This is a genomic window from Silvimonas amylolytica (assembly GCF_014645555.1).
GTDB classification, from domain to species: Bacteria; Pseudomonadota; Gammaproteobacteria; order Burkholderiales; family Chitinibacteraceae; genus Silvimonas; species Silvimonas amylolytica.
Map to the genome: position 1 here is coordinate 147349 of NZ_BMLY01000006.1, position 19222 is coordinate 166570.

Annotated in this window: 15 protein-coding genes; 10 read left to right on the forward strand and 5 right to left on the reverse strand. The window is 57.4% G+C overall.

Annotated elements, in window-relative coordinates:
* Positions 1-76 precede the first annotated feature (76 nt).
* Positions 77-949: an Asd/ArgC dimerization domain-containing protein gene (locus tag IEX44_RS16495; RefSeq protein WP_188696481.1), complete on the forward strand. Its 873-nt coding sequence runs from the start codon at positions 77-79 to the stop codon at positions 947-949.
* A 388-nt stretch (positions 950-1337) separates the two neighbouring features.
* Positions 1338-3653 (forward strand): Tex family protein, encoded by a 2316-nt coding sequence (locus IEX44_RS16500; protein WP_229679242.1) that lies wholly within the window; start codon positions 1338-1340, stop codon positions 3651-3653.
* 358 nt (positions 3654-4011) lie between these two features.
* Here IEX44_RS16500 and IEX44_RS16505 read toward each other — a convergent pair whose 3' ends face one another.
* Positions 4012-5328: an anaerobic C4-dicarboxylate transporter family protein gene (locus IEX44_RS16505; RefSeq protein ID WP_188696483.1), complete on the reverse strand. Its 1317-nt coding sequence runs from the start codon at positions 5326-5328 to the stop codon at positions 4012-4014.
* 266 nt (positions 5329-5594) lie between these two features.
* Here IEX44_RS16505 and IEX44_RS16510 point away from each other — a divergent pair, with 266 nt between their 5' ends.
* Together IEX44_RS16510 and IEX44_RS16515 are read left to right on the forward strand one after the other, a co-directional pair.
* A complete protein-coding gene (locus tag IEX44_RS16510; RefSeq protein ID WP_188696486.1) occupies positions 5595-7832 on the forward strand; it encodes a patatin-like phospholipase family protein in 2238 nt (745 codons plus the stop codon).
* A 151-nt stretch (positions 7833-7983) separates the two neighbouring features.
* Entirely contained in the window at positions 7984-8286 is a 303-nt protein-coding gene (locus IEX44_RS16515; protein WP_188696488.1) for a PsiF family protein, read from the forward strand.
* Positions 8287-8352: 66 nt separating this feature from the next.
* Here the strand turns inward: IEX44_RS16515 and IEX44_RS16520 are convergent, their stop codons facing one another.
* A complete protein-coding gene (locus IEX44_RS16520) occupies positions 8353-9636 on the reverse strand; it encodes a ClcB-like voltage-gated chloride channel protein (RefSeq protein ID WP_188696491.1) in 1284 nt (427 codons plus the stop codon).
* Between the two features lie 106 nt (positions 9637-9742).
* On the opposite strand from IEX44_RS16520, the gene IEX44_RS16525 reads away from it, so the two are divergent.
* The 3 genes from IEX44_RS16525 (at position 9743) to IEX44_RS16535 (ending at position 13296) form a co-directional block, all read left to right on the forward strand.
* Positions 9743-10408, forward strand: coding sequence for a response regulator (locus tag IEX44_RS16525; RefSeq protein ID WP_188696494.1), 666 nt, complete (start codon positions 9743-9745; stop codon positions 10406-10408).
* On the forward strand, positions 10405-11724 hold the full coding sequence (locus tag IEX44_RS16530) for an ATP-binding protein (RefSeq protein ID WP_188696497.1): 1320 nt from the start codon (positions 10405-10407) through the stop codon (positions 11722-11724). Before IEX44_RS16525 ends, IEX44_RS16530 begins: the two co-directional genes overlap by 4 nt.
* Positions 11725-11817: 93 nt before the next feature.
* On the forward strand, positions 11818-13296 hold the full coding sequence (locus IEX44_RS16535; protein ID WP_188696500.1) for a DegQ family serine endoprotease: 1479 nt from the start codon (positions 11818-11820) through the stop codon (positions 13294-13296).
* Positions 13297-13495: 199 nt separating this feature from the next.
* Here IEX44_RS16535 and IEX44_RS16540 read toward each other — a convergent pair whose 3' ends face one another.
* Positions 13496-14692, reverse strand: coding sequence for a class I SAM-dependent methyltransferase (locus tag IEX44_RS16540; protein WP_188696503.1), 1197 nt, complete (start codon positions 14690-14692; stop codon positions 13496-13498).
* Positions 14693-15044: 352 nt separating this feature from the next.
* Here IEX44_RS16540 and IEX44_RS16545 point away from each other — a divergent pair, with 352 nt between their 5' ends.
* On the forward strand, positions 15045-15452 hold the full coding sequence (locus IEX44_RS16545) for a C40 family peptidase (protein ID WP_229679243.1): 408 nt from the start codon (positions 15045-15047) through the stop codon (positions 15450-15452).
* Positions 15453-15529: 77 nt separating this feature from the next.
* Here the strand turns inward: IEX44_RS16545 and IEX44_RS16550 are convergent, their stop codons facing one another.
* Positions 15530-16000: a flagella synthesis protein FlgN gene (locus tag IEX44_RS16550; protein ID WP_188696509.1), complete on the reverse strand. Its 471-nt coding sequence runs from the start codon at positions 15998-16000 to the stop codon at positions 15530-15532.
* Positions 16001-16096: 96 nt separating this feature from the next.
* A complete protein-coding gene (gene flgM / locus IEX44_RS16555) occupies positions 16097-16408 on the reverse strand; it encodes a flagellar biosynthesis anti-sigma factor FlgM (RefSeq protein WP_188696512.1) in 312 nt (103 codons plus the stop codon).
* Positions 16409-16910: 502 nt separating this feature from the next.
* Here flgM and IEX44_RS16560 point away from each other — a divergent pair.
* Together IEX44_RS16560 and tilS are read left to right on the forward strand one after the other, a co-directional pair.
* Positions 16911-17879 carry an acetyl-CoA carboxylase carboxyltransferase subunit alpha gene (locus IEX44_RS16560; protein ID WP_188696516.1) on the forward strand — a complete coding sequence of 323 codons (969 nt, stop codon included), beginning with the start codon at positions 16911-16913 and terminating at the stop codon, positions 17877-17879.
* The gene (tilS, locus tag IEX44_RS16565) at positions 17848-19197 is read left to right on the forward strand and encodes a tRNA lysidine(34) synthetase TilS (protein ID WP_194468911.1); all 1350 of its coding nucleotides are present in this window, start codon (positions 17848-17850) and stop codon (positions 19195-19197) included. The genes IEX44_RS16560 and tilS overlap by 32 nt, the downstream gene beginning before the upstream one ends.
* Positions 19198-19222: the final 25 nt, after the last annotated feature.

Sequence of the window (19222 nt, forward strand, 5' to 3'; positions counted from 1 at the left end):
CGCACGTAAAGGGCGCGCGCCCCGAACAAGGTGTTTCACACATTGGCTGTCTGCCTGCCGCCCTGGAGAAATCATCATGTCTGCACCGTTGTCGATTGCCATTCTTGGCGCTCATGGCCCCTTTGGGACCACTTTACTGGAAGTCCTGGCTGAAAGCGCCCTCTCGGTGAAAGAACTGTATGCACTGGCGGTCGCCGACGAAGGCACGGCAGTCTCTTTCCGGGGAGAAGACTACCCGGTGCTGGAAGTCGAAGAGTTCGACTGGTCTGTCGCGCAAGTCGCGGTCTTTGCGGGTAGCCGGGAAGAGCTGAAGAAATACGCACCGGCGGCCAAGGCTGCTGGTTGCCGCCTGCTGGATGCCACTGCGCCATTGGCTGCATTTGCCGTGTTGTCGCGCCCGTTGTCGGCGCTGACTGGTCTGTCGATTGCGCGTGCACACGCTACTTTGCTGGAGTCAGCCTCCGCCCAGGGCCAGACCGGGGTGGAAACGCTCTCCAAACAAACTCGGGCGCTCTACGCCAATGAAGAGATTGAAAACGGTGCCTTCCCCAAACGTCTGGCTTTCAACCTGTTTCCGCTGCCACACGCGCAATCGGAAAGCATTCGCAACGTGGTGAACCAGCAACTGGGTGCGCCGTTGCTCGATAGCGTGCAGCGTATTCAAGCGCCGCTGTTCTTTGGTCATGGCGCCACCTTGTCTATTCGCCTGATTCAGGACACAACCCGTGATGCCGTGATCGCCGCCTTGCGTACGAATCCGGGACTGTTTGTGCTTGATGTGGAAGGCCCGAGCGGTGTGGCGACGCCGCAGGATGTCATTGGCGCTGACCTGGTCTGGATCAGCAACGTGGACGTGAGTGAAGACGGCAAGACCGTGACCTTGTGGGCTGTGGTGGATAACGCTCGTCTGGGCGCACTGGCAGTCGTCGCTGAGTTGTTGTCGGCGTAAAATCGTCTGGTTTGGCGGGTGGTGGTTGCGCGCTATTGTCGTGGCTTGTGTTAGCGCCTTCGGCGCGGGTTTGAACGGCGTTTACATACTCGGGGGTGCCCGGGAGCACGGTACTTTTCTTTGGGTCGCCAAAGAAAAGTACCCAAAAGAAAGGCGACCCCCGGACTTTTGCCCTCCGGGCTTCCCTCAATCAGTCGGGAGCCTGGGTCTCCCTCCCTCAATCGGAAAAGTCCTTGAAAGGGGGAGAAGGTCAAAAGCAACCCCAACAACAACGGCCAAATCGTCTGCGTGCGTCGTTAGGTAGGGTGGATTCGGCGCGAAGCGACAATCCACCGTGTTGCCAGCCATCCTGGCTTTCAATTCAACTGTATTCAGGAATTCCCGCTGCATGCTGCCCAGTATTCATTCCCGCCTTGCAACCGAACTCGTGTGCCGCGAGGCGCAAGTGGCGTCCGCCGTCCAGTTGCTGGACGAAGGCGCGACCGTGCCGTTTATTGCCCGTTATCGTAAAGAAGTGACTGGGGGTCTGGATGACACGCAGTTGCGTAATCTGGAAGTGCGCCTGCGTTATCTGCGAGAGCTGGAAGAGCGCCGTGGCGCGGTGATTGCCAGCGTGGATGAGCAAGGCAAGCTGACGCCGGAACTGAAAGCGCAGTTGCTGGATGCCGACAACAAGCAACGTCTGGAAGATTTGTACCTGCCTTACAAGCCAAAGCGTCGTACGCGTGCGCAGATTGCCAAAGAAGCAGGACTCGATCCGCTGGCGCAAGGTTTGTTGAGCGATCCAACGCAAAATCCTGAAACGGCCGCTGCCAGTTTTGTTGATGAAGGCAAGGGCGTGGCTGATACCAAAGCCGCGCTCGATGGCGCCCGTGCCATCCTGATGGAGCAGTTTGCGGAAGACCCGGAACTGGTGGGTGAGTTGCGTGAACACGTGGCAGGCAAGGCCCATATCAAAACGCGCATTGTGGAAGGCAAGGAAGAAGAGGGCGCCAAGTTCTCTGATTACTTTGAATACGATGAACCCTGGCGAGATGTGCCATCGCACCGTGCATTGGCCGTGCTGCGTGGTCGCAACGAGGGCATTCTGACGCTGGCGCTTCCGCTGCCAGAGGAACTGGACGAAACCGCCAAGCCGGTGGGCCCAGGTGTGTGTGAACTGAAAATTGCCCGCCGTTACGGTATCGAGAACCTCGGCCGCCCGGCGGACAAATGGCTACAAGATACCGTGCGCCTGACCTGGCGCGCCCGTATTGCGCTGAACCTGGAATCCGAACTGATCAACCAGCTGCGCGAGAAGGCTGAAGCCGAGGCCATCAAGGTCTTTGCGACCAACCTGAAAGACCTGCTGCTGGCCGCGCCGGCCGGCCCGCGAGCCACCATGGGCCTTGATCCAGGCTTGCGTACGGGTTGTAAAGTGGCCGTCGTGGACGCCACCGGCAAGCTGCTGGATACGGCCACGATTTACCCGCACGAGCCGCGCAACCAATGGGACCAGTCGATCGCCATTTGTGCGGCGCTGGCGGCTAAACACAAAGTCGAACTGATCGCGATTGGAAATGGCACGGCCAGCCGCGAAACCGACAAGCTGGCGATTGAACTGATCAAGAAGTATCCGGAACTGCAAATGACCAAGCTGGTGGTCTCGGAAGCCGGCGCGTCGGTGTATTCGGCCTCTGAACTGGCCGCCAAAGAATTTCCGGAACTGGATGTGTCGCTGCGCGGTGCAGTGTCGATTGCTCGCCGTCTGCAAGACCCGCTGGCAGAACTGGTGAAGATTGACCCGAAGTCCATTGGTGTTGGTCAGTACCAGCATGATGTGAACCAGCTTGATCTGATGCGCTCGCTCGACGCCGTGGTGGAAGACTGCGTGAATGCGGTGGGCGTGGATGTGAACATGGCCTCGGTTGCATTGCTGACGCGTATCTCAGGCCTGAATGCCACGCTGGCGGCGCAGATTGTTAATTACCGCGATGCCAATGGCGCGTTCCAGAATCGCAAGCAACTGCTGAAAGTGCCACGCCTGGGCGACAAGACGTTCGAACAAGCCGCCGGCTTTTTACGTGTCATGGGGGGCGACAACCCGCTGGACCGCTCAGCGGTTCACCCGGAAGCCTACCCGGTGGTCGAAAAGATTATCGCCAAGGTCCAAAAAGAGGTGACCAGTTTGATTGGTGATGGCGGCTTTTTGAAGAAACTGAATGCGGCTGACTTCACGGATGAACGCTTTGGTCTGCCCACTGTGAAAGACATTCTGGCCGAACTGGAAAAACCGGGTCGCGATCCGCGCCCGGAATTCAAAACCGCCAGCTTTGCCGAAGGTGTGGAAGAAATTGCCGACCTGAAGGTGGATATGGTGCTGGAAGGCGTGGTGACCAACGTCACGGCGTTTGGCGCGTTTGTCGATATTGGTGTGCACCAGGATGGCCTGGTACATATCTCGGCCATGAGTCACAAGTTTATCAAGGACCCGCGTGAAGTAGTGAAGGCGGGCGATGTGGTCAAGGTGAAGGTGCAAGAGGTGGATGTGAAGCGCAAGCGCATCGCATTAACCATGCGCCTGAGCGATGACGTGCGCCAGAAACCCGATAGTGGTGTGTCTGCACAGAACATGAGCAAGGGTGATCGAAAAGTCATGCAGCGCCAGCCAGAAGCACAAGGCGCGATGGCTGCGGCGCTGGCCGGTCTGAAACTACGCAAGTAGGCGCGATCTTGCTGCAGTACAAACAACAACGCCGGCCATTGCCGGCGTTGTTGTTTCAGGCTCGCACATCAATACATCGTGTGGGTTGTGTGTTTTCGGGTTGGTAATCTGCGCTTCTGGGTATCGGCACACAGGCTCGGCGGGTGAGTTGCCAGAGGGGTGTACGCCAGCCTTGCCCGAAAACACTCAAGAGCATTTCCTGCGCAGGATTGTGAAGCGAGCCGATGTGTACGGGCGTGAGTGCTGTCGCAGGCAACAGATGGGTATTCAGGGTGTGGGCGTAGGCAGTCATACGCCCACAATGCCGTCATCATGACCGCAACAAAATCAGGCAAGCCTGAAAGCGCCGGGCTGCGATCTAGAACACGAGCCGCACCAGGCCAAACCCTGCGGCCACGCTGACCACTGAACAGGCCAGACCCGGCAGCATGAAACTGTGATTCAGCAACCACCGGCCGATGCGGGTTGTTCCGGTCTGGTCAAAGTTGATCGCGGCAATCACCGTAGGGTAGTTGGGGATAAAGAAATAGCCGTTCACACTCGGAAACATGGCGATCAGGGTGGGGGCTGATAATCCGAGCGCCATGCCCAGTGGCATCAGTGCCCGGATGGTGGCTGCCTGTGAGTACAAGAGGATGGACATCACAAACAGCGCCAATGCAAACAGCCATGGCACCGCCGTGATAATGGTTTTGATCTCGGCCGAGAAAAACAACATATTGGCCTGGATAAACGTGTCGCCCATCCAGGTAATGCCAAAGATACCAATCACTGCGGCAGCGCCCGCGCGGAACACACTGCCACGTACGACTTTGTCTGCATCTACCTTGCCCAGCAGCAGAATAAGTGCGGCGGCGGACAGCATGATGATTTCGATGGCGGTTGGCATATCCAGCTTGACGGCCTGCGCGCCAACATCCCACTGGGGTCGCAGACTATCGACCGAGCCCAATACGACAACAGACAGCGCAGCCAGCAAGAAAACGATGACTGAAACGAATGCCGAGCGCGGCAAGGCCGGTTGCTCCTCATGGGCGTGCGAGGGTGTGATCTCACCAGATGCCAGTCTGGCCTGGTAGACCGGGTCATCCTTGAGTTCTACCCCCAGCCTGCTCGCCACCAGCACACCCGCAAACACGCCGAGCAGGGTGGCAGGAATGGCGACCAGCAGGATCTGGCTTAAACCCACGCCAGATGGAGCGAGCATGGCCAGCAGTGTGACAGTCGCCGCGGAGATCGGGCTGGCCGTAATGCCCACTTGTGAAGCAATGACTGCGATGGACAACGGGCGCTCTGGCCGGACTCCCGAATCCCTGGCTACTTCAGCAATGACTGGCAGCACCGAATACGCCACGTGGCCCGTGCCGGCAAACAGGGTAAATGTGTAAGTGACTAGCGGCGCAAAGAAGGTAATGCGCTTGGGGTTGCGCCGGAGCAGGCGCTCTGCCATTCGAACCAGCCAGTCCATCCCTCCTGCGGCTTGCAGGCATCCGGCTGCGGTGATGACGGAAAGGATCATCAAGAGTACGTCGATCGGTGCGGTGGTTGGACGCAGGTGAAATGCAAACGTGAGCAAGGCAAGGCCAAGGCCACCCATCACGCCCAAACCGACCCCACCCAGTCTGGCCCCGATCAGAATGGCGGCCAGAACCACTGCCAGTTGCAATGCAATCATGATTTGTTATCCGTAAATGCCAACTGTCCATTCATTATTGGCAATGAATGTAAAGCTGCCGATTTTCTCAGTGTTGTTACCGGGGCGCACAGTAGCGCATACCTGAAAAACCGTGATGCCCAGCCGACAATATTCGTTGTGATTGTGTATTTCCTTATGCGTGCTTTTAAACGCACTCGGTTAGAATCGCGCCCGAATATCGAATAACGTAAATACATCGGGCAATGCCGGATGAAAACCAAATGGCGAATATGCAGATCGGGCGAATGACAAAGTGGCTCTGGTTGGCGGCGGGTCTGTTTGCGGCAATGCCGGCGCTGGCGCAAGACGCCCCAGCGGCCAGCGATGGATCCGCACCGGCGCATCGCCCACGGATTGGCCTTGTGCTTGGGGGCGGTGGCGCACGAGGTCTGGCACATATTGGTGTACTCAAGGTACTGGCTGAAAACCACATTCCGGTTGATTGCGTGGTCGGGACCAGCATTGGTGCGCTGGTCGGCGGCAGTTATGCCGCAGGGCAGACTGCCGACACCATGATCGACCGCTCGGGGCAGACAGACTGGAATACCTTGTTCCAGTCAGGCTTGCCGCGGCAGCAGATGTCCTACCGCCAGAAGCAAGATGACAATATGCATCTGGCGCCCATTGATCTGGGTGTCAAAGACGATGGCTCGCTGGCGCTCCCCAAGTCAGCTATTGATACCCAGAAAATCGAAACCCTGTTGCGTGATCTCACCTATGGCGGCACAGCCAGGAGTTTTGACGATTTGACCGTGCCGTTTCGCGCAATCGCAACCGATCTGGAAACCGGCGAGATGGTGGTGATGGGGGATGGCGATCTTGTGACCGCGATGCGCGCCAGCATGGCGGTTCCCGGCGTGTTTCCACCCGTCGCGCGAAGTGAACATTTGCTGGTTGATGGTGGTTTGTCACGCAACCTGGCGGTGGATGTTGCCCGCAAGATGTGTGCCGATGTGGTGATTGCCGTCGATGTGGCTTCACCCCCACTCAAACGTGATGGTATCAACACCATTTTTGACGTTGCTGCGCAGTACACGCGCTTGATGATCGTACAGAACCAGCGCCCGCAGATTGCCAGTCTCAAGCAGGATGACGTGTTGATCACGCCGTCACTGGGCAATCTCGAAAGTACGGACTTTGCCAAAGCAAAGGACTTTATCCTTGCCGGCGAAAAAGCCACGCGCCAGCAATTGGTGAACCTGCAACGTTATGCCTTGCCGGAGGCCCAGTACGATAAATGGGAACAGGCGCGCGAGGACCGGCGTCTGCAACCCAAGCCGATTGACAGCATTCAGGTCGAACGCATGAATCGTGTTAATCCGGATGTGCTGAGCCGGAATGTCGATGTCGAACTGGGCAAGAACCTCGATAGCGGGGATTTCCACGATCAACTGTCACGCCTGTACGCGCGGGGTGATTTTTCGCAGCTGGACTACGAACTTCTGGATGACGGCGCCGGCCAGAAATTGCGGCTGATTCCCGTTGAAAAAGACTGGGGTCCGAATTACCTCAATTTTGGTATTGCACTGGGTACGGACTTTGAAAATGCGTCGCCCTACGCGTTGCTGGCGCGTTATCGCCGGACCTGGCTCAATGCGCTGGGGGCTGAGGCCTCGGTGTCTTTGCGTGCTGGCGATACCATGGCGCTGGCGGGAGAGTTCTATCAACCGCTGCAAATTGATGGATACGCATTTATTGCACCGAATTTCTCCATCCAGTCCAGCCCCCTGGCGGTGTACGAGGGCAATACGGAGATCGGACAATTCCGTCTGTACAAGCAGCAGGCAGGGGTTGATCTGGGCTCGGGGTTCTCGCGTTATGGGGAGGCCCGTATCGGGATCATGGCAGAACATGCGCACGCCAGTGGCGTAGTGGGTGGCATCTGGACAGGCGATGGCATTGTGCCGTTACCTGACCTGTATCAATCCGACTATGGCCTGCGCGCCAGCTTCAGTTTTGATCAGCTGGATAACGCCGATTTCCCCACAAGTGGCACGCAGGTGCATATCAGCGCCTATCAGGCGGTGAGCGGCGCATCAGAGAGTTCCAGCTACGGCCGGGCCATTATCAACGCGCGGCAGGCGTTTTCTCTGGACGAAACCAGCGGTTATGTATTGGTGAAAGCGCAGGCAACCCGCAATGGGGATGATGCGTTTATCGATACTGGCTGGTTGGGTGGTTTCCTGAATTTGTCCAGCTACCCATATCAAGGTTTGATTGGTGACAAGTTCATTTATGGACGGCTGGAACTGTATCGACCGTTGCCATTCTTGAATACGGAAAGCAAGCGCACCATGATCGGCCTGGCGGCTGAATCCGGAAAAATGTATACCTCCGCCCTCGATGTCGGTGATGAAAGGTGGCATTACTCTGGTGTCGGGTTTATTGCGGTGGATTCATTCCTCGGGCCGCTTTATCTGGGCGCAGCGTATGGTGATAACCGGCAGTGGCGTTATTACCTCACGCTGGGTAACCCGTTTTGATCTGAAGGGAAGATAACGGCAGGCTTTCGATGCCGGACGCATGGCTGTTGTGGCGCTGAAAACAATGTTACAGAGTACCTTGCGATAATCCTGTGTGAATTGGCTACACTGGCAAGCGCTGCCCCGCCGCAGCCTGATAAGGAGAACTCCCATGACGATCGTTCGTGTTTCGCTGCTGGCTGTCGCACTGTTGCTGTCCACCCAGGTGATGGCTGCCAACTCACAACAAGACAAGATGAAGTCGTGTAATGCCGACGCCACTGCCAAATCGCTCAAGGGCGATGCGCGCAATACCTTCATGAGCACGTGTCTGAAAGCCACTGCCAGCGCACCGGCGGCCTCGGTCCCGGCCACCCAGCAAGACAAGATGAAGTCTTGTAATGCGGATGCTTCTGCGCAGAGTCTGAAGGGCGATGCACGCAAGTCCTTTATGAGTACTTGCCTGAAGAAATAAGCCGGGCAAGGGCATAAAAAAGGCAGCGCCTGGCGCTGCCTTTTTTCATCTCTGCGTAGCCATGATTTACGCTGCGGGCGGCGCGTTCTCCTTGCCAGAGTGATACATGGTCGGCGCGCCCATCCAGCGTGAAACAAACCACGCCAGTGCGCAGGCCACCATCAGTGGCGCAACCACTTCATAGTCTCGTGTCATTTCAAAAATCATGACGATGGCCATGAGCGGAGCTTGCGTGGCTGAGGCCAGAAATGCGCCCATGCCGAGCACTGCATAGACTGTTGGGCTGGCTACATGAAGTGGAAACAGCGTTTGCGACGCCATGCCGAAGAGCACGCCGATGGCTGCCCCCATAAACAGGGTCGGTGTGAACACCCCACCTACTGCGCCTGAGCCAATGCTGGCGCTGGTCGAGGCTGCTTTGCACAGCAACAGCACCAACACCATGTGCCAGGGCCAGGCACCTTTCAATAACTCGCTGACCACGCTGTAACCATTCCCCCAGACTTCGGGCCGCCACAGCGAAATCACCCCTACGATCAAGCCGCCCAGTGCCAGTGTGACGGGCAGCGGCAGTTTGAGCCCTGCAAAGCCTCTGCGTGCACCATTCAGCAGGCCCAGAAAACAAGGGGCCAGCGCGCCGCATAATAGTCCGAGGGTGATGTAGCCCGGCATTTCCCACGGCGAGACAAAGCCCAGTGGCGGAATCTCAAAGATCGGGGCTGCATTCCAAAGGTGATGAAACAACTGATTACCGATCACTGCAGCAATCAATAACGGCCCGAGGCTGGGCATGGCGATGGATTCCAGCACGATCTCTGCCACGAACAGCGTCCCGGCCAGAGGGGCGTTATAGGCACACGCCATCCCGGAGGCAGCGCCACAAGCCACAAGCAGCCGGCGCTCACCAGTCGGCATACGGGTGATCTGACCCAGCAATGATCCACCCAGCGCGGCCAGTTGCACCATTGAGCCTTCCCGTCCGAGCGAGCCGCCAGACACAATGCTCAGCAGTGATGAAAAACTGCGCACAATGCTGCCACGAATACTGACTGTACCGTCGCCGACCGTGACGGCTTCCATGTAATCGACACGGGCCCGTCGCTGGGCCTCGGTCAGTAGATATTGCAATATCAATCCGGCGGCCAGGCCGCCTGCAGCGGGTAAGCTCACTCTCAACCACACTGGCAATGCGCGCGCTGTTTCGACCAGGCCGAAGCCTTGGGCGCCATTGATCCAGTACAAGCACAGCGAGATGATTTCGCGGAACAGCCAGGTTGCCAGCGCGCCGCCTACGCCCGCGAGCGCGGACCAGAACAACAACATGGCAACATGGCGGGAAGAAGTCGGCATTCGGGTTATGATCGGTTGAGGCTTGCGCCAATCGTAATGGTGCTCGCTACAATACAGATCATTCAGGCGCGCGTCACAGGCGTCATCGTGTAACGGGAGAATAGCAGTGCGGGTTTTGCTGGTAGAAGACGACGCAATGATCGGAGAGGCGGTACAGCAAGGTCTCAAGCCCTTGGGCATGACGGTGGACTGGGCCCGTGATGGCGGCGAAGGGGAGACCGCGCTGAACTGCGGCGAGCACGAACTCGTTCTGCTGGATCTCTCTTTGCCTCGCAAATCCGGTCTGCAATTGTTGCAGGGCATGCGGCGGCGACAAGATGGCCGCCCGGTGCTGATCCTGACTGCACGGGATACAGTGGAAAACCGGATTGAAGGCCTTGATGCCGGGGCGGATGACTACGTAGTCAAACCGTTCGATCTGCATGAACTGGCTGCACGTATCCGTGCAGTATTGCGCCGCCATGCCGGTCGCGTTGACCCGGTGATTGATCTGGGCGAGTTGCGTATCAACCCGGCCACGCGTGAAGTCTTGCTCAAGGGTGAGCCGGTGACATTGTCTGCGCGTGAATATGCCTTGCTGGCAGCATTGGCAGAGCGCCCGGGCGTGCCGCTGTCGCGCGCACAACTGGAAGAGCGCTTGTATGGCTGGGGCGAAGAGATCGGCTCCAATACCGTCGAAGTGTATATCCACGCCTTGCGCCGCAAACTGGGGCCAGACTGGATCAAGAATCTGCGTGGTGTCGGTTATTTCGTACCCAAGGCTGCCGCATGATCTCGATCCGCCGACAACTGGTGGCATCGCTGCTGGCGGTGCTGTGCGGTGCCATCGCGCTGGGTGCGGGCATTACGTTTTATCGTTCCCGCCAGGAAGCCAATACGCTGTTTGATTATCAATTGCGGCAGATGGCGTTGGCGTTGCGTGATCAGAGCTTTGCCCGGGCACTGCCCGCGCCATCAAATGATCGCGGTGATTTCGATTTCGTGATTCAGGTCTGGAACGAACGCGGTATCCGTATTTACATGTCGCACCCTAACCGTGTGTTGCCGGATCAAGCGCAGCTTGGGTTCTCCACGGTCGAAACCCGGGACGGGACCTGGCGGGCATTTTCGATTCCTCTGGGCGCAGAGGTGATACAAGTTGCGCAACCCATGCGGATTCGTAACCAGCTGGCGCTGATGGCTGCGATCCGTACTTCCATGCCATTTCTGGCCATGCTGCCTTTGCTGGCGGTGATTGGCTGGCTGGCGGTAGGGCGTGGATTAAAACCACTGGAAGAACTGGCCGGCATGGTGGCCGCGCGTACGCCCACGGCGCTTGAACCGATCGAAGACAATCGGGTGCCGGTCGAAGCGGGGGTGCTGGTCAACGCCATCAATATGCTGATGACCAGGCTAGGCCGCACGCTGGATGCGCAACGTACCTTTACGGCCGACGCGGCGCATGAACTGCGTACGCCACTGACCGCTTTGCAATTGCAGCTGCAATTGCTGGAGCGTGCCGGTAGTGACGAAGAACGGCGTGCAGCGCTCAAATCCCTGCAGTCGGGTTTGAACCGCGCCACACATGTGCTGCAACAACTGCTGACGCTGGCGCGCGCTGAACCCGATAATCGCAACCAGAATCTGAGCGACATTGATCTTGCCGAACTGGCTGGCGAGGTGCTGGCCGATCATTTGCCGCTGGCCGAAGCCAACGCGCTGGATATAGGCCTTGAGCCTGCAGCCAGCACCGCGCACGTTGTGGCAGACCGGGAAGCGGTTCGTACCATGTTTGCCAATCTGATTGGCAATGCCATCCGTTACACACCCAAAGGTGGGCAAGTGGATGTCTCGACCGGTTTGACGGCACAAGGGCAGCCCGTGTTCAAAGTGTGCGATAGCGGGCCGGGTATTCCTGCAGAGGAACAAGAACGCGTGTTCGATCGCTTTTACCGGCGCCCTGGCGAAACGGCGGCGGGTAGCGGTCTAGGTCTTGCGATTGTCAAAACGCTGGCCCATAAGGAGTCTGCCCGGGTCGTGCTGGGCAGTTCGCCATTAGGTGGTCTGGCAGTAGAGGTAATATTTACCCCCAAAAATCAGCCTGCATGAACATTCGTTCTGCGGCTTTAAGGCTTGTTTAAGCCTGGCGGTTTTAATCTCCGATGCAACGGTCCACCAAGATGACTGCAAAGGAGCAACACCATGAAGACACCTCGATCCTGGAAAACCTCTGCTGTTGCGTTGGCACTGGCTGGGGTACTTGGCTTCTCCGTGGCAAAGATGAACCCGCACCTGTTGCCGGAAGCGGCAGCCAGTGCGCAACCGGTCGCCGCGCAAGCGGTGACCGGTGTGGCCTCGCCACAGATGTCCCTGCCCAATTTCAGCGATATCGTCAGCCGTTACGGCCCGGCGGTCGTGAATATCAGCGTGACTGGCCAGCTCAAAACAGCCAACCGCACGCAGCAATCGCCCGGTGTCGATCCGGACGATCCTTTCTATGATTTCTTCCGTCGCTTTGGTATCCCTGGCCCACAAGGTGGGGAAGGTGACCAGGCGCAACCCATGCATGCGCTGGGTTCTGGTTTCATCATCAGCCCGGATGGTTTGATTCTGACCAATGCCCACGTGGTGGCAGATGCTAGCGAAGTCACGGTCAAGCTGACCGATAAACGCGAATTCACCGCCAAGGTGCTGGGCGCCGACAAGGCAACTGACATTGCCGTATTGCGTATCAAGGCTGACAATTTGCCGACGGTGAAGCTGGGCGAACCCGCTGGTTCACACGTTGGGGACTGGGTCCTGGCCATTGGTTCTCCATTTGGTTTTGAGAACTCGGTGACGGCGGGGATTATCTCGGCTAAATCCCGCTCGCTGCCGGACGAAGGCTACACACCATTTATCCAGACCGATGCGCCGATCAACCCGGGTAACTCGGGTGGCCCGCTGTTCAATCTGAATGGTGAAGTCATCGGCATCAACTCGCAGATTTACTCGCGCAGTGGCGGTTTCCAGGGCTTGTCGTTCTCGATTCCGATCGACATTGCCAGAAATGTGGAACAACAGATCGTGGCGCATGGCAAGGTCACGCGCGGCCGTTTGGGCATCACCATCCAGGACGTGAATCAGGCGCTGGCGCAGTCGTTTGGCCTGAAAACACCGTCGGGTGCTCTAGTGAGCGGCGTTGAGCCGGATAGCCCGGGAGCGAAGGCTGGTCTGAAAGCCGGTGATATTGTGCTCAAGCTCAATGGTAAAACGGTCGATAACTCTAGTGAGTTGCCGCCGGCCATTGCCAACCTTGCGCCAGGGGCCGATGCCACCATGCAGGTCTGGCGTAACGGCAAAACGCTGGATGTTACCGCCAAAGTGGGCGAAGCGAAGGACACCAGGGTGGCCTCGGCTAACCCGTCGCAGGATCATGGTCGGCTGGGTATTTCGGTACGCCCGCTCTCGCCGGATGAAAAACAGGAATCCGGCATTGCCGGTGGCCTTGTGGTGGAACAGGTGGCCGGTCCTGCCGCTCAGGCAGGTATTGAACCTGGCGATGTTGTATTAGCGATTAACGGCACCAACGTTATTAGTGCAGATCAATTGAAATCATTGGTATCCAAAGCAGGTGACCATGTTGCATTGCTGGTGCAGCGTGGTGATGCCAGGATTTTTGTTCCGATCAATCTGGGCTGATTGCCGGCGGCATCCGGTAAACGGTCTGGTTTGATTGCAGGTTCGGCAGGACCTGCAATAGCAGTAGCAGTAGCAGTACCTGAAGTACGAAGTTTGATGAACCTGAAGTGTAATTGACTCTCCCTGAAAAGCCTGGGGGCGGTACCGTGAGGTCCGCCCCCTTCTTTTTTTTTGTTGCCGGTATTGCTGTGTCCCGAGGTTAGCGGCCGGTATACATGTACTCGCGCGTGAGCGGCAAACGGTTCATCCCGGGGCCGCCGGCCTTCACGGCCACAATCTGGTTCAGTGAAATCCAGTCATGGATGAATCCGTATGCGCAGCCAGCCAGATAAACGCGCCAGATGCGGTATTTCTGTTCTCCTGCCAGTTTGCGCATGTGCTCACTGTGTGCCTCGAAACGTTCGGCCCAGTGTTTGAGTGTGAGTGCGTAGTGGCGACGCAGGTTTTCCACATCCATGGGTTCCAGCCCGGCAGCGCACATCTCTTTGAGCGTGAGCGCAATGTGGGGCAACTCGCCGTCCGGGAATACATAGCGGTCAATAAAGTCGCCGCCCCCAAATGGGGTATCACCAGAATTGACATCCGTGCTGGTAATGCCGTGATTCATCACTACGCCACCGTCAGCCAGCAGGGTGTGGATGCGGCGAAAGTACGACTCCAGGTTCTTCAGTCCCACATGTTCAAACATACCCACGCTGGTGATGCGGTCAAACTGGCCAGTGACATCCCGGTAGTCTTGCAGGCGTACCTCGCAGCGATCGGCAATGCCTTCACGGGCAATTCGTTCCCTGGCGTATTCGTACTGGTTTTGCGAGAGCGTCACGCCCACGGCGCGTGCGCCGTACTGCTTGACCGCGCGGACCATTAGCGCGCCCCAGCCGCAACCGATATCCAGCAGTGTCTGGCCGGGCTGGATATTAATCTTGTTCAGAATGTGGTCAATCTTCTGGATTTGCGCCTGATCCAGCGTATCGCTTTCTGTCCGGAAATAACCGCAGGAATACACCATTTCCTTGTCCAGCCAGGCGCTGTAGAACTCATTGGATACGTCGTAGTGATAACCGATGGCATTTTTGTCACTCTCGCGAGAATGCCGGCCGGCGCGCGGCGTGGTGCGGGTATCGTCACCTTCAGCGGCAGCCAGCTGTGTCGCGATATCCACCACGTCCAGCACGTGACCTTCCAGGTCGATTTCTCCTTCGACATAGGCTTTGCCAAGCGTATCGAGAGTGGGGTTGATGACATGGCGCAGGCTACCGGCAGTATTGGCAATCAGGGTAACGCGTGGTTCCGGGTGCAAATCAAAATGTTTGCCATTCCAGAGCTGCAAACGCAGGGGAATGCCATGACTGCGCATACGACCCAAAAAATCCTCAAAAAGATTGTTCCAGGGCATGTTGACCTCAATTCAAGGTTGCAAATAGTCATCACGGGCTTTCTAACGTCAGCCTTGCCTTAAAAGTAGAACATCAGGTTGAAATGACCAGAAACTGATTAGATGAGAAACAGTTTCCATTGCAATGAACTGTTGCCCAGCGCGGTTTTTGCAGGGCAGGGCCTGGCTTTTGGCTGGTAGCCAGTTACAATCGCAAGCATCTGTATCCAGCGGGTCTGCCATGAAGTCAGTTGTTTGCCGACGAAGAGGTGTATTGCTGACGGCGCTGCTGCTGCTTTTGGCGGGTTGCTCCTCAACGCCCGTCAGTCGCCCCGCCCAGACAACAAGTGCCAGTCGCCCGGTTGACCGGAGTGTGAGCACGATTCAGGTGCCCTCGGAAGATCGGCAGGAAGTTGTCCTTTACGCGCTGAGCCTGCTGGACGTGAACTACCAGTTTGGTGGGGCCAACCCGGAAGCCGGGCTTGATTGTTCTGGCCTTGTGTATTTCATCTACAAGAACGCGCTCGGCGTCAAACTGCCGCACAACGCAGCAGAAATTGCGCGCTTGTCCCGGCCAGTAGAGCGGCAAAATCTGCAAGCCGGTGATCTGGTGTTCTTTAATACGCTTGGGCGGCCGTATTCACATGTGGGTGTTTATATCGGCGACAACAAATTTGTTCACGCGCCATCCAGCAAAGGGCATATCAAGGTGGAGTCGCTGAATTCGCCATGGTTTGCTGCACGATTTGAAGGCGGGCGATCACTCATGGCAACCAACTGATGGATAGCGCACGGGATACAAAACAAAACAGCACGTGATTGACGTGCTGTTTTGTTTTATCCGGTGGAGCCAGTAGATCAGGCTTTGTCCCGGGTGATGGAACCTGGCCTGCCACTGATCTGACCGGTACCAGAATAGACTTGTGAGCCATCGTCACGGTCTTGCACCAGGTCAGCTACAAAACCATCTACCAATTGACGACGGGTGTCGATCAACTGGCCATTGCTACGGTTGATGGCTGCAGCCTGACGTGCCTGCTCGCGCAGATTGTTCCAGGCATCAATCCCGTCGGGCTGGTTGGCTTCAAACCAGCGCTGGACATCCGCTTGCTGGCTGGCAATGCCATTGGCAGAGAACCAGGCCTCAACAAGACTTGTGGCTTGTTCGGTGGTGTTAGCCGCTTGCTGTTTGGCCTGAAGCAGACCCCCGAGCTCATCAATGCGATTGTTGACGAGGCAGTCCTGTTCCTGATGCAACAGTTTGAGCAGCGCTTCCAGTGCGGTGGAAGCGTTCTGGATCAATTCGATGACGGATTGGGTTTGAACCACGGGCGTAGTCGCTACGAAGAAGGGAATCAATAACGCGGGCGTTTCGGGTGTGTCCGCAAGTCGGTTTTACACGGCCGCTGCGGACATCACAAGTATTTACTGGCTCAGCAGGTCTTGCACGCTGGAAATCAGCTTGTCGGCAATGTTGTCAGCGCGCACGGTGAACTTGCCTTCGCTGATGGCCTGACGCAACGATGCAACACGATCGCTATCAAATACGCTGTTGTCGCTACCGGTCTGGTCAGTTTGACCCAGCTGCGCGGCAGCCGGATTCAGCGTGACGTTTTCCTGGGCGGCGCCAGCAGTTTCTTGTGTCGATGCGGACTGACTGGCAGTCGAAGACGAACGACTGGCGTCGGAACGCGAAGGCGTCGGCAGGGATACTTTGCCAGATTGGTCTATTTTCATGGTTACCTTTCCCGCCCGCCGGTACGGCAGGCTGCGCATTAACGTTTATTATGCCAATTATCGGCAGCGCACGTGGGAACTTTAGGGCTGATTTGCGTGTTTGGCTGCACCGGCGGCCTGAAAAGCCGCAAACCGCTTTGAGAGGCAGTGAGCCTTGTTCAGAGCATGCCTGAGTGCCGCGTTGGCCCGGGATTGGGCAGACAAATGGTGGGGTCTGCTACAAAGTAGACAACGCTGGCGCGCAGGCATTTGCCGCAAAGCCTTGGCAAACAAGGGTTGAGCCAATTGTCATGAGGCCCCGAAGGGCCATGTGCCCGCTTCTCCGACGTGCCGTGCTTGGGGAGGGCAGAACGTTGCTGTATAGTTGCGTGATTTTTGGGTTCCACCCCAGACCAAATAAGCCGCCAAAGCCGCTAGAGCGGGCGCTTTACAACAGTGGAACACCACGCAATCTTACGCAATACCCAAAGCCCTGGCGGCTTCTCAGGGAAACAAAAACAGCATGAAGACCACTTTTCTGGATTTTGAACAACCGATCGCCGAACTCGAGAACAAGATCGAGGAACTGCGTTATGTGCAGGACGATTCGGCAGTCGACATCTCTGTGGAAATCGGTCACCTGGAAAAGAAAAGCCAGGAACTGACCAAAACCATTTACAGCAAGATCACCGCGGCCCAGATCGGCCAGGTGGCTCGCCATCCGCAGCGTCCGTACACCCTTGATTACATCAAGGCCCTGTTCACCGATTTCGAAGAGCTGCATGGTGATCGTCATTATGCGGATGACGCGGCCATTGTGGGCGGTGTAGCCCGCTTCAATGGGCAGAGCGTGATCGTCATGGGGCATCAGAAGGGCCGCGATACCAAGGATCGGCAGTACCGCAATTTTGGCATGCCGCGTCCAGAGGGTTATCGCAAGGCATTGCGCCTGATGAAGCTGGCTGAGAAATTCAACCTGCCGATCCTCACCTTTGTGGATACCCCGGGTGCGTACCCTGGCATTGGTGCGGAAGAGCGCGGCCAGTCCGAGGCAATTGGTCGCAACTTGTTTGAAATGACCACGTTGCGGGTGCCGGTGGTGTGTACGGTGATCGGTGAGGGCGGCTCTGGCGGTGCGTTGGCTATCGCCGTAGCCGATCAGGTCATGATGCTTCAGTACTCCACGTATTCCGTGATCTCTCCGGAAGGTTGTGCGTCCATTCTGTGGAAGACAGCTGAAAAAGCGCCGGATGCCGCTGAAGCCATGGGCATCACGTCCGGCCGCCTGAAAACACTCGGCTTGATCGACAAGATCATCAACGAGCCCGTAGGTGGCGCTCATCGCAATCATCAGCAAATGATGGTTGCCATGAAAAAAGCACTGACTGACGCACTCAAGTCCGTACAGGACAAGCCGATCGATGAACTGCTGGAAACCCGCTTTGAACGCCTGATGGCTTATGGCAAGTTCAAGGAAGTTGATCCTGGCTGATCGTTTGTCGGGCGATTTGATCGTCGCCCGCCTTGCGCCTTTTTGCACAGACACAAGCCCGCCTGCCCGCATTTGCGTTGGCCTTTCCGGCGGGCTTGATTCTGTTGTGTTGTTGCATCTTCTGGCTGCTGCTCGCAGCACACTCCCATTTGAATTAACCGCCATTCACGTCCACCACGGTCTGTCTGCACACGCTGACGACTGGGCTGCGTTTGCGCACGACTATGCGGCCAGCCTTGGGGTGGCATGCGTAGTGGAGCGGGTCACGCTCGCGCAGCGACGTACTCACGGCATTGAAGCTGCCGCGCGCCATGCCCGCTATGCAGCGTTTGCGGCTGCGCGTGTCGACGTCATGGTGACCGCCCATCATCAGGGTGATCAAGTCGAAACCGTGCTGCTGAATCTGCTACGCGGCAGCGGCCTGCCAGGACTCGCGGCGATGCCCGTTTCACGTCCCCTCGGTGATTGCACTACATTGCTGCGTCCGCTGCTGGACGTGCCGCGCGCTGCATTACTGGCCTATGCCCAGGCCCATGAGCTGCGGTGGGTCGAAGACGAAAGCAACCAGCAGACCGATTTTGACCGTAATTTTTTGCGGCACAAGGTGATTCCGGTTGCGCAGGAAGCATTTCCTTCGCTGGCGCAAAGTATCACGCGGAGCGCACGGCATATCGCCGAAGCACAAGCATTGCTGGATGAACTCGCTCAGGGCGATTTGGCACATTGTGTTGTCGAAGGTGCTTTCGTGTTGAACGGGCCGCTCACCCCGTTACGGTTGCGCCATGCCTTGCGTCATTGGCTGGCAGGGCAAGGCCTCGTGCTAGATACCCGGGCATTTGACGAACTCTGGCGTACCGCAACGCAAGCCGCCGGGGATAGTCAGCCCGCATTGATCTGGCGTAAACAGGCGGTGCGGCGTTACCGGGACCGCTTGTACGTGACACGGGCGGATGTCCAGTCCGGACCGATCCAGGCTCTGAACTGGCTTGATGGTGCCCCGACCACGACATCGGCGTGGTGTGGCCAATTGACCTGGCAATCGGTAGAAAAGGGCGGCATTGCCACCCGGCATCTGGCGGCCGGGTTTGAACTGGCGCCATGGCAAGGTGCACGAACGATCCGGTTGCGGGCTGATGGCCCGGCGCAACAGCTTAAAACACTCGCCCAAACCCTCGGCATCGCACCGTGGGTACGCAGCACGACGCCATTGCTGGTTGCGGGCGACCAGTTATTGGCATGGCCAGGCGTCGGGGTTGCTGCCGCTTTTCAGTCCGCCGAGAGCGAAGCAGGTTGGTTGCCGGTCTGGCAAGCGGATTAAACAAACAAGCCAGCGGCACCATTGT